Origin of the sequence: Mesorhizobium sp. M4A.F.Ca.ET.022.05.2.1, assembly GCF_003998845.1 — a bacterium.
Lineage (GTDB): Bacteria > Pseudomonadota > Alphaproteobacteria > Rhizobiales > Rhizobiaceae > Mesorhizobium.
Genome location: NZ_RZOJ01000218.1, coordinates 1 through 10,110, shown reverse-complemented (window position 1 = coordinate 10,110; position 10,110 = coordinate 1). Strand labels below are relative to the sequence as shown.

Sequence of the window (10,110 nt, the reverse complement as noted above, 5' to 3'; positions counted from 1 at the left end):
CACGGGCCAAGGCCAAGGCCGAGAACCCCGACGGTGCCGATCGCGTCTATGGCGGCAAGGAGGCCGAGAAGGGCGCTTTTCCTTTCCAGGTGGCGCTGCTGACAAGCGACAGGCTGGACGCCAGCCCGGCCTCGCAGCCGGACGCGCAATTCTGCGGGGGCAGCCTGATCGCGCCGCAATGGGTGCTGACGGCTGCGCACTGCCTCGTCGACAACGGCAGGCCGATCCCGGCCGGCGCGGTTACCGTACTCACCGGCGCCACCGATCTCGGCGAAGGCAAGCGCTACAAGGCGGTGGAGGTCATCGTCAACGAGAGCTACAGCGAGCAGACGATGGACAACGACCTCGGCCTGATCCGGCTGGCCGAGCCGGCGGACGCGCCGACGATCAAGGTCGCCCATGAGGCAGCGCCAGACAGCGGCAAGACCACGGTCATCGGTTGGGGCAAGATGCAGGACGGCACCTTCCCGACGGCGCTGATGGTCGCCGATCTCGACCTGCAGCCGAACGCGACCTGCAACAGCGGCATCAAGGACATCTACGCCCGCGACCTGAAGGCGGCACTTGGCGATCTCTCCCACCGCATGCGCTATTCGGAAAAGGGCATCGACGCGGCGGCCAGCGCCATTGCCGCCGACATGTCGGATCCGCTGACCAGCAACATGATCTGCGCCGGCACCGCCAGCGGCGAGCGCGATGCCTGCAATGGCGACAGTGGCGGGCCGCTGTTCATGGCCGGCGCCGACGGCCCGGTCCAGATTGGCGTCGTTTCCTGGGGCGAAGGGCCGAATGACGGCAGTGCGGCCTGCGGCCACAAGAACGCCTACGGCATCTATACGCGGCTGGCCAATTATTCCGGCTGGATCGAGGAGAAGATGAAGACCATGCCGGCGCCCGCAAAGCCCAAGGCGGGCGTCGGCACCGCTCAGAAGCCGGCCAAGCCCTGAGCCTGCCACCGCTCTCAAAACAGAAACGGCGGGCAAAGCCCGCCGTTTCCTTTCATGCCATGCCGGCGCCGTCTACTTGCGTGGCGGGCCCTTGCGTTCCGCCGAGGCTGCCCACAAATTGATGTCGGCCTCGCGCGCGTAGCTGTCGATCTCGGCCAGTTCCGCATCGCTGAAGTCGAGCGCCTTCAGCGCGCCGACGCAATCCTCGACCTGTTCCGGCCGGCTGGCGCCGATCAGCGCCGAGGTAACCCGGCCCCTGCGCAACACCCAGGCCAGCGCCATCTGCGCCAGCGTCTGGCCGCGACGCCCGGCAATGGCGTTCAGCGCCTTGATGTTGGTGATCGTCTTGTCGTTGATGAAGGCGGGCCTGAGCGACTTGCCCTGGGATGCGCGGCTGCCCTCCGGGATGCCGCCCAGATACTTGTCGGTCAGCATGCCTTGCGCCAGCGGCGAGAACACGATCGAGCCGACGCCGAGCCCTTCCAGCGTGTCGAGCAGCCCGTCCTCCTCGACCCAGCGGTTGAGCATCGAATAGCTCGGCTGGTGGATGACGCAGGGCGTGCCGAGCTGCTTCAATATGTCGGCCGCCTCACGCGTGCGTTGCGAGTTGTAGGACGAGATGCCCGCATAGAGCGCCTTGCCCGAGCGCACCGCATGGTCGAGCGCGCCCATCGTCTCTTCCAGCGGCGTATCGGGGTCGAACGGTGCGAATAGAAGATGTCGACATAGTCGAGGCCCATCCGCTTCAGGCTCTGGTCGAGGCTGGCAAGCACATATTTGCGCCCGCCCCACTCGCCATATGGCCCCGGCCACATCTCGTAGCCGGCCTTGGTCGAGATGATCAGCTCGTCGCGATAGGCGGCGAAATCGGTGCGCAGGATTTCACCGAAGGCAGTCTCCGCCGAGCCGGGCGGCGGACCATAGTTGTTGGCGAGATCGAAATGCGTGATGCCGAGATCGAAGGCCCGGCGCACGATCGCCTGCTTGGTCTTGTGCGGCGTGTCGTTGCCGAAATTGTGCCACAGCCCGAGCGAGATCGCGGGCAGCTTCAGGCCGGACCGCCCACAGCGGTTGTAGAGCATTTTCTCGTAACGGTTTTCGGCGGCGACGTAGGGCATGGGAAATCCTCGCATCTGAACGGATTGGGCATGGTTCACCGCAACGCGATGACCATGCCCTGCGGCCCACCCTTTACCCTCTCCCCAAGGGAAGCGGGAGAGGGCTGGTAAAAATTATCGATAATCGCAGCGATCTACTTCTTCTTGACCAGCAGGTCCTTTGCTTCCTTGACGCCAAGTGCGGCTGGCCGCTCGCAGGTCGTCTGCATGGCAACGAACTTGCCCGTTTCGCCCGAGCGCAACAGGCCGGTCATCACATCGACGGCGTGCAGCGCCAGCTCCATCGAACAGCGATGCGGCCGTCCCTCGGCGATCGCCAGCGCCATGTCGGCGAGGCCGGCGGTGCGGTAGTTGGCCATCATTCCTTGCGAATGCATTTCGTTCGGGACGCCGAACGGATGCTTCCATTTCGGCAGCTTCTTGACCGGTTTCGCCGCCTCGGTGAAACGCACGTCGCCACCGAAGAAATTGGGATCCGGCACATACACTGATCCGGCCTCGCCATAGAGCTCCATCGGCGCATGACCATGGCTCCAGACATCCCAACTGGTGTTGAGCGTCACCACCGCACCGTTCTCGAATTCCAGCAAGCCGTGGATGGTGGTCGGCGTGTTGACCGGGATTTTCTCGCCCGCGCGCGGTTTGGACGAAATCGTCCGTTCCTTGGCCGGCGTCGAGGCGAAGGCCGCGACCTGCTTCACCGGCCCGACCAACTGGATCAGATTGGTGATGTAATATGGCCCGATGTCGAGAACCGGGCCGGCGCCGGGCTGGAAAAAGAAGTCCGGATTGGGATGCCAGTGCTCCATGCCATGACCCATCACATGGCAGGTGCCGCTGGTGATCTTGCCGAGCGCGCCGGTGTCGATCAGGTTGCGCACCAGCTGATGCGCGCCGCCAAGGAAGGTGTCCGGCGCCGAGCCGATGCGCAGTCCCTTCTTCTCGGCTCGGCCTTTCAGGTCGAGCCCCTCCTTGATCGACAGCACGAACGGCTTTTCCGAATAGACATGCTTGCCTGCGTCGAGCACCTCTTTCGATACCTCGTAGTGCACCGCGGGAATCGTCAGGTTGACGATAATGTCGATATCGTCCGCCTTGAGCAGCCCCTCGACCGTCTCGGCGCGCAGCTTGAACTCCTTCGCCCGCGCCTTCGCAGCGTCCATGTTGATGTCGGCGCAGGCGCGCATCTCGATGCCGCGGAACAGCGGCGCCAGCGAGAAATACGCTTTCGAGATGTTGCCGCAGCCGATAACGCCGATACCCAGTTTCTTTGCCATGTCGATTGTTCCTAGTAAGCCTTGACGGATGCAATGGAGCGGCGGGCGAAGCGCTCGATGTCGTTGGGGTTGTCCTGCTCCATGACAAAGTACCTGGCGGCGCTCTTGGCCCGCAACGTCTTGATCAGGCCGGCCCAGTCGATCGTGCCATGGCCGACATCCGACCAGCCGTCTTCGTCAAGGCCTTCGCCCGGCTTGGCGATGTCCTTGACATGGACGGCGCTGATGCGCTTGCCGTGCTTCTCGATCCAGGGCAGCGGATCCTCGCCGCCACGCACCACCCACGCGACGTCCATCTCCCAGCCGATGTCGGGCGCGACGGCAAACATGTGGTCCTGTGGCACCGAGCCGTCGGCAAGCTTCTTGAACTCGAAATCATGATTGTGCCAGGCAAAGCCATAGCCGGCCTTCTTTGCCGTCTCGCCCACCTTGGCCAGCCGTTCGCCGAAACCGCGCCAGCCGGCGGCATCGGCCGGCCTCTGCTCGATGACCAGATAGGGGCAGATCAAAAGCGTGACGCCGAGCGCATCGGCGATTTTGCGCACGCCGTCGAAGTCCTTCTCCAGCGCGTCGATCGAGAAATGCCCCGTGGGCATGGCCAGCCGGTTCTTGTCGAGCTCGGCGCGGAAGGCCTTGGGATCATCATAGACGCCGCCGAATCCTTCGACCTGGCTGTAACCGAGCTTGCCGAGCGTCTGCAGCACGCCGTCCCACGGCTGGAAATTGCGGGCGCTATAAAGTTGGAATGACCAGTTCATCGTCTCTATTCCGTTTTTACTTGGGGGATGGATCTGTTGGGATGTATCTAAAGGCGGTTGCCGGATTGGGCGTCGAAGAGCGAGGCGCGCATCGGATCGAAACCGATACTGACCGAATCCGCGTTGCTTGGCGTGCGCTCCGATGTCACCCTGACAGTGAAATTCTGCCCGCCGAGCTTAAGCCAGACCAGCGTGTCGGAACCCATCGGCTCCACCACCTCGACATTCGCCGTCGCCGAAAACGGCCAGCCCGCGCCGCTGTTGAAGGCTACATGCTCGGGCCGGATGCCGAACACGGCCGGTCCCGGCGCCGGCTCCTTCTCGAAGGCATAGGTGCCAAGCGGAATGCGCACATCCTCGACGGCGAAATGCCAGTTGCCGTTGTCCTTCTCCAGACTGCCGTCGATGAAGTTCATCGCCGGCGAACCGAGGAAGCCGGCAACGAAGCGGTTGACTGGCCGGTTGTAGATCGTCTGTGGCGCATCGAGCTGCTGGATGACCCCGCCCCTCATGACGGCGATGCGGTCGGCGAGCGTCATCGCCTCGATCTGGTCGTGGGTGACGTAGATCATCGTGTTCTCGAGCTTGCGGTGCAGGAGCTTGATCTCGACGCGCAGTTCCGAGCGCAGTTTGGCGTCGAGATTGGAAAGCGGCTCGTCGAACAGGAAGACATCGACATCGCGCACCAGCGCCCGTCCGATCGCCACGCGCTGGCGCTGGCCGCCGGAGAGCGCCGAAGGCTTGCGCTGCAACAGCGGCTCGATCTGCAGGATCTCCGCCGCCCGCGCGATGCGTTTGGCGATCTCTTCCTTCGGTACGCCGGCAACGCGCAGTCCGAACGAGAGGTTCTTCTCCACCGTCATCTGCGGATAGAGCGCGTAGGACTGGAACACCATGCCGATGCCACGGTCCTTGGGCTCTTCCCAGGTGACGTTCTTGCCCTTGATGAAGATGCGACCGTCCGAGATGTCGAGCAGGCCGGCGATGCAGTTGAGCAGGGTGGACTTGCCGCAGCCCGACGGCCCGAGCAGCACGATGAACTCTCCCTCGGCGACGTCGAGGTTGAGAGTCTCCAGCACTGACACCGACCCGAAATTCAGCGACAGGTCCTGGATCGACACGCTAGGACTGGCGATGTCCATCATCATCCTTTCACCGCGCCGGCGGCGATGCCGCGCACGAAAAGCTTGCCGGAAATGAAGTAGACGATGAGCGGCACGAGGCCGGTCAGGATGGTGGCGGCCATGTTGACGTTGTACTCCTTCACGCCCTGCACCGAATTGACGATATTGTTGAGCTGCACCGTCATCGGATAAGTGTCCGGCCGCGTGTAGACGACGCCGAACAGGAAGTCGTTCCAGATGCCGGTGACCTGCAGGATGACGGCGACGACGAAGATCGGCAGCGACATCGGCAGCATGATGCGCAGATAGATACCCCAGAAGCCGGCGCCGTCGACGCGCGCCGCCCTGAACAGCTCTTCCGGCATCGAGGAGAAATAGTTGCGGAACAGAAGCGTCAGGATCGGCATGCCGAAGATCGAATGCACGATCACCAGGCCGCTCAGGCTGCCATAGAGGCCGATCTCGCGCAGGATGATGACGATCGGGTAGATCATCACCTGATAGGGGATGAAGGCGCCGACGATGAGGATGACGAAAAACGTGTCGGCACCCTTGAAGCGCCAGTTGGCGAGCGCGTAGCCGTTTACCGAGGCGATCGCGATCGACAGGATCACCGAGGGGACGGTGATACGCACCGAATTCCAGAAGCCGCGCGAGAGCCCGTCGCAATTGAGGCCGGTGCAGGCCTGCGACCACGCCTTGACCCAAGGCTCGAAGGTGATCTCCAGCGGCGGCGAGAAGATGTTGCCGAGGCGGATCTCCGGCATGCCCTTGAGCGAGGTGACGACCATCACATAAAGCGGCAGGAGGTAGTAGACCGCCACCACGATCAGCGTGCCATAGAGAAAGATGTTGCGGCGCGAGAACACGTGCCGCGGCTTCGGCCCGCTCGGTTCCGTGGCTTCGCGCCTGAGAGCATCGGCGGTGCTGGGCAGGGGGATGGCAAGCTCAGACACGCTTCTTGCCTCCGAATTCGAGATAGGCCCACGGCACGATGACGATCACCACCGACAACAGCATCATGGTCGATGCGGCAAAGCCCTGGCCGAGGTTCTGGGCGAAGAACATGTAGTCGTAGACGTATTTTGCCGGCACCTCGGAGGCGATGCCGGGCCCGCCGCTGGTCTGGGCCACCACCAGGTCATAGACCTTGACGATGCCGGCGGCGATGATGACCAGCGTGGTGATGAAGACCGGCCGCATCATCGGAATGACGATGAACAGATAGGTCTTCCACATCGGAATCCCGTCCACCCGCGCTGCCTTCCAGATATCCTCATCGATGCCGCGCAGGCCGGCGAGCATCAGGCACATGACGAGCCCGGTGCCTTGCCATAGCGCCGCGATCGATATGCCGTAGATGACGATGCTGGAATTGTAGAGCGGATCGAAGCTGAAGCTTGTCCAGCCGAGGCTTCGCACCACGCCCTGAATGCCGAAGTCCGGATTGAGCAGCCACTGCCATACCAGGCCGGTGACGATGAACGAGAGCGCGAAGGGATAGAGGAAGATCGTGCGGAATGTGTCTTCGAAGCGGATTTTCTGGTCGAGCAACGCGGCGAGGATGAAGCCGATCGCCAGCGAGAACACCAGCGAAATGACGCCATAGATCAAGAGGTTCTCGATCGAGATCAGCCAGCGCGGCGTCGCCCACAACCGGTAATACTGGTCGAGGCCGACGAAGTTTAGCCGCGGCAGCAGTTTCGAGTTGGTGAAGGAATAGAGCACCGTCCATGCGGTGCCGCCGACGAAAACCACCAGCGCGGTGAGGATCATCGGGATCGAGGCGACCTTCGCATTGAGGTTGCGGAAAAGCTGGTTGGGGCGTTCGCTCTTGCTCATCTCGACAGCCGGGCTGGGGCAATGACGACATCACGCTCCTGACCCCGGATAGGCTGGGGCCAGGAGCTGGCGGGGGCGCCGTAATCAGTCGGCAAAAGCAATCAGTCCGCCGAAGCGATGATGTCGGCGAAACGCTTCTGCGCGTCTTCTACGGTCAAGTCCGGCTTGGCGAAGAATTCGGAGAAGAGATCCTCCTTCTGCTTCTGGCTGTCCTGCGACATCAACTGGTCGGTCCAGGGCATGACGCTGCCCTTGGCCAGGATGTCGAGGCCCTTCTTCATGCAGTCATTCGCCGCTTGCAGGTCGACGTCGCCGCGCACCGGCAGCGAGCCCTTCTTCAGGTTGAAGGCAACCTGCGTCTTGGGATCGAGCAGCGTTTCGGCCAGCACTTCCTGCGCCTTGGACTTGTCGGCGTCCTTCAGCAGCGGGAAGTAGAAGGCATCGCCGCCGGTGGCAATCACCTCGTTCAGCCCAAGGCCTGGAAGGCAGGTATAGTCCTTGCCGGCGGTCTGGCCGGCGACCTGGAATTCGCCCTGTGCCCAGTCGCCCATGATCTGGCCACCGGCCTTGCCGGTGATGACGAGATTGGTTGCCTGGTTCCAGTCCTGCACATTGGTGTTCTTCGCCATCTTGCGGGCATCGTCCGCGGCCTTGAATACCTTGGCGACCTCGGGCCCGGCGGCGAATTTCGCGTCCTTGTCCTTGTAGACCTTGAGGAAGGTATCGGTGCCGCCGACAGCCGCGAGCAGCACGTCGAAGGCGCCGGAGGCCTGCCAGGGCTGCCCACCGACGGCGAGCGGGATGATGCCTGCCTTCTCCAGCGCAGGGGCGGCCGCCACATATTCATTCCAGTTCTTCGGCACCGGCACGCCGGCCTTTTCGAAGGCCGCGTTGGACAGCCACAGCCATTGCCAGGAATGGATGTTGACCGGCACGCAATAGATCTTGCCGTCGATGGTGCAGCTGTCGAGCAAGCTCTTCGGCCGCACGACTTCCGTCCATTTGCCCTTGGTGGCGATATCGGTGAGGTCGCGCATCAGGCCGGCCTGCACCAGCTCTTCCGCCTGCCTGCCGTGGTTGAACTGGGTGGCGCCCATCGGGTCGCCGCCGGTGATGCGGCTGATCATGATCGGCCGCGCCGTGCCGCCGGAACCGGCGATGGCGCCGTCGACCCAGTGATTGCCCGTTGCGTCGAAGGCCTTGGCCAGCTCGGCAACAGCCGCCGCTTCGCCGCCGGACGTCCACCAATGGGTGACTTCCAGATCGGTCGCGGCCGCCGGACCGGCGAACTGCAGCGCGGCCGTCGCCGCCAGCGCAGCAGTCAGGATTTTGTATCGCATTTCGGTTCCTCCCAAGAATCTGAAACGTTACAGATTTTCGATACGGCAATTGCACGATATGCGCAACCCCTTACGCAAAGGCCGCTTCGATATTTTTCGGAGCGCGAACAAAATAGTTCCGCCGGGCACGAGTTTGTGCACCGCAATACGCAAAGCTGCGCTGCAAAACGCTAGAAGCTGGTAAAAAACTTGCTCGAAACGCCTTTCGCGCTGATTCCCAACGACTTTCCGAGCCGGGCGAGCAAGCCGGGAAAAAGCAGACCTGGGGCCGGCACGGACAACGGTCGTGACAATCTGTAACGTTTCAGTGTATGGGAGTTTTGTCGGACTGGAAGCTACCCGCCTGACGATAGCGGGCGATTGCCGGCCGACCCGGCGACTGCTATGCGCCTGACGGGCGGGACGATATGGACAGGGACCAGACGGACAGGGATGGCGAAGCGCCGGCCAGGCCGACGCTAAAGACGCTTGCCTTCATGACGGGGCTGGGCGTCACCACCGTGTCGCGCGCCTTGAAGGACGCCCCCGAGATCGGCGCCGAGACCAGGCGGCGCGTGCAACTCGTCGCCAGGCAGATAGGCTACCGGCCGAACCGCGCCGGCGTGCGCCTCAGGACCGGCAAGACCAATGTCATCAGCCTCGTGCTCAACACCGAGCGCGAGATCATGAGCTTTGTTTCGGACATCATCTACGGTGTCTCGGAGGTGATCGCCGACACGCCCTATCACCTGATCGTCACGCCCTATTCGCGCTCGCAGGATCCGCTGGATCCGATCCGCTATCTGGTCGAGACGGGCTCGGCCGACGGCATCATCATTTCGCGCACCCAGCCGGACGATCCGCGCGCCCGCTACATGCTGGAGCGCGGCATTCCCTTTGCCACGCACGGCCGCACCGACATGGGGCTCGTGCACCCCTATCATGATTTCGACAACTACGCCTTCGCAGGCGAGGCGGTGCGCTATCTCGCCGGCATCGGCCGCAGCCGGCTCGCCCTGGTGACGCCACCGGTCGGCCTCACCTACTATGGCCATACGCTGAACGGCTTTGCCGATGCGCTGAGTGAAGTCGGCGCCAGCGAGGTGCCGTTCAACACCGTGTCCATCGACCAGTCGATCGAGCAGATCAGGATGCGGACGGCGCAGCTGATGCGGCGCCGGGACCGGCCGGACGGCTTCGTCAGCAGCGCCGCCGCGGCGACGCTCGCCGTCGTCGCCGGCATCGAGGATGCCGGCCTGAAGCTCGGCCGCGACGTCGACGTGGTGTCGAAGCAGTCGTCGGAACTGCTGCATCTGTTCCGGCGGGAACTGCTGGTCGTCAACGAGAACTTCCGCCTCGCCGGCTCCGAGCTGGCCCGCTCGGTGCTCGGCTGGATCGGCGGCGCCGAACCCGGCTCGCTGCAATCGCTCAGCACGCCGAGCGAGGTTCAGCCCTATCGCAGCTGATTGGCGCGACTTGAAAGGCAGGTCAGGCCGAGTCGGAGTCGAAGACGAGCGCGCGGCGATCAAACTGGGTGGCTTCCGGGAACCGGAGCGGAGCGTACTTGAAGTACGTGAGCACGCGCATGACCCCGAAAATCAGAAAGATTTTCGGAAAGGATCATGCGCTAGAGCAATTCCAGGAAAACTGTGTAACGGTTTTCCGTCCGGAATTGCGCAGAAACAATTAGTTAGAGCGGGTCGGCGATTCTATGAAACGCTGAAC

General features: G+C 63.1%; 8 protein-coding genes and 1 pseudogene. 2 read left to right on the top strand and 7 right to left on the bottom strand.

Translation table 11 applies throughout. From position 1 onward, the window contains the following. The coding region (locus tag EN745_RS21725; protein WP_127422224.1) for a trypsin-like serine protease at positions 1-947 on the top strand (947 nt) is incomplete at its 5' end. 72 nt (positions 948-1,019) lie between these two features. Here the strand turns inward: EN745_RS21725 and mgrA are convergent. From mgrA to EN745_RS21690, 7 genes and pseudogenes are all read right to left on the bottom strand, one after another. Continuing rightward, positions 1,020-2,065 (bottom strand): annotated as a pseudogene (mgrA, locus tag EN745_RS21720) (L-glyceraldehyde 3-phosphate reductase). A gap of 134 nt (positions 2,066-2,199) precedes the next feature. Next, a complete protein-coding gene (locus tag EN745_RS21715; protein ID WP_126058250.1) occupies positions 2,200-3,342 on the bottom strand; it encodes a Gfo/Idh/MocA family oxidoreductase in 1,143 nt (380 codons plus the stop codon). Positions 3,343-3,353: 11 nt separating this feature from the next. Further along, positions 3,354-4,100 carry a sugar phosphate isomerase/epimerase gene (locus EN745_RS21710; RefSeq protein ID WP_127405787.1) on the bottom strand — a complete coding sequence of 249 codons (747 nt, stop codon included), beginning with the start codon at positions 4,098-4,100 and terminating at the stop codon, positions 3,354-3,356. Positions 4,101-4,147: 47 nt separating this feature from the next. Continuing rightward, entirely contained in the window at positions 4,148-5,245 is a 1,098-nt protein-coding gene (locus EN745_RS21705; protein WP_127422223.1) for an ABC transporter ATP-binding protein, read from the bottom strand. Further along, on the bottom strand, positions 5,245-6,165 hold the full coding sequence (locus EN745_RS21700) for a carbohydrate ABC transporter permease (RefSeq protein ID WP_245455782.1): 921 nt from the start codon (positions 6,163-6,165) through the stop codon (positions 5,245-5,247). The genes EN745_RS21705 and EN745_RS21700 overlap by 1 nt, the downstream gene beginning before the upstream one ends. A 7-nt stretch (positions 6,166-6,172) precedes the next feature. Beyond that, positions 6,173-7,066: a sugar ABC transporter permease gene (locus tag EN745_RS21695; protein WP_126058247.1), complete on the bottom strand. Its 894-nt coding sequence runs from the start codon at positions 7,064-7,066 to the stop codon at positions 6,173-6,175. A 101-nt stretch (positions 7,067-7,167) separates the two neighbouring features. Further along, entirely contained in the window at positions 7,168-8,406 is a 1,239-nt protein-coding gene (locus EN745_RS21690; RefSeq protein ID WP_126058246.1) for an ABC transporter substrate-binding protein, read from the bottom strand. A 407-nt stretch (positions 8,407-8,813) separates the two neighbouring features. Here EN745_RS21690 and EN745_RS21685 point away from each other — a divergent pair, with 407 nt between their 5' ends. Next, complete coding sequence (locus EN745_RS21685; protein ID WP_126058245.1) at positions 8,814-9,851, top strand: LacI family transcriptional regulator; 1,038 nt, start codon at positions 8,814-8,816, stop codon at positions 9,849-9,851. The last annotated feature ends 259 nt before the right edge of the window (positions 9,852-10,110 follow it).

Coding starts and splice junctions, on each gene's coding strand:
- EN745_RS21715 (WP_126058250.1), bottom strand. CDS start 3,342: ATGGCAAAGAAACTGGGTATCGGCGTTATCGGCTGCGGCAACATCTCG.
- EN745_RS21710 (WP_127405787.1), bottom strand. CDS start 4,100: ATGAACTGGTCATTCCAACTTTATAGCGCCCGCAATTTCCAGCCGTGG.
- EN745_RS21705 (WP_127422223.1), bottom strand. CDS start 5,245: ATGATGGACATCGCCAGTCCTAGCGTGTCGATCCAGGACCTGTCGCTG.
- EN745_RS21695 (WP_126058247.1), bottom strand. CDS start 7,066: ATGAGCAAGAGCGAACGCCCCAACCAGCTTTTCCGCAACCTCAATGCG.
- EN745_RS21690 (WP_126058246.1), bottom strand. CDS start 8,406: ATGCGATACAAAATCCTGACTGCTGCGCTGGCGGCGACGGCCGCGCTG.
- EN745_RS21685 (WP_126058245.1), top strand. CDS start 8,814: ATGGACAGGGACCAGACGGACAGGGATGGCGAAGCGCCGGCCAGGCCG.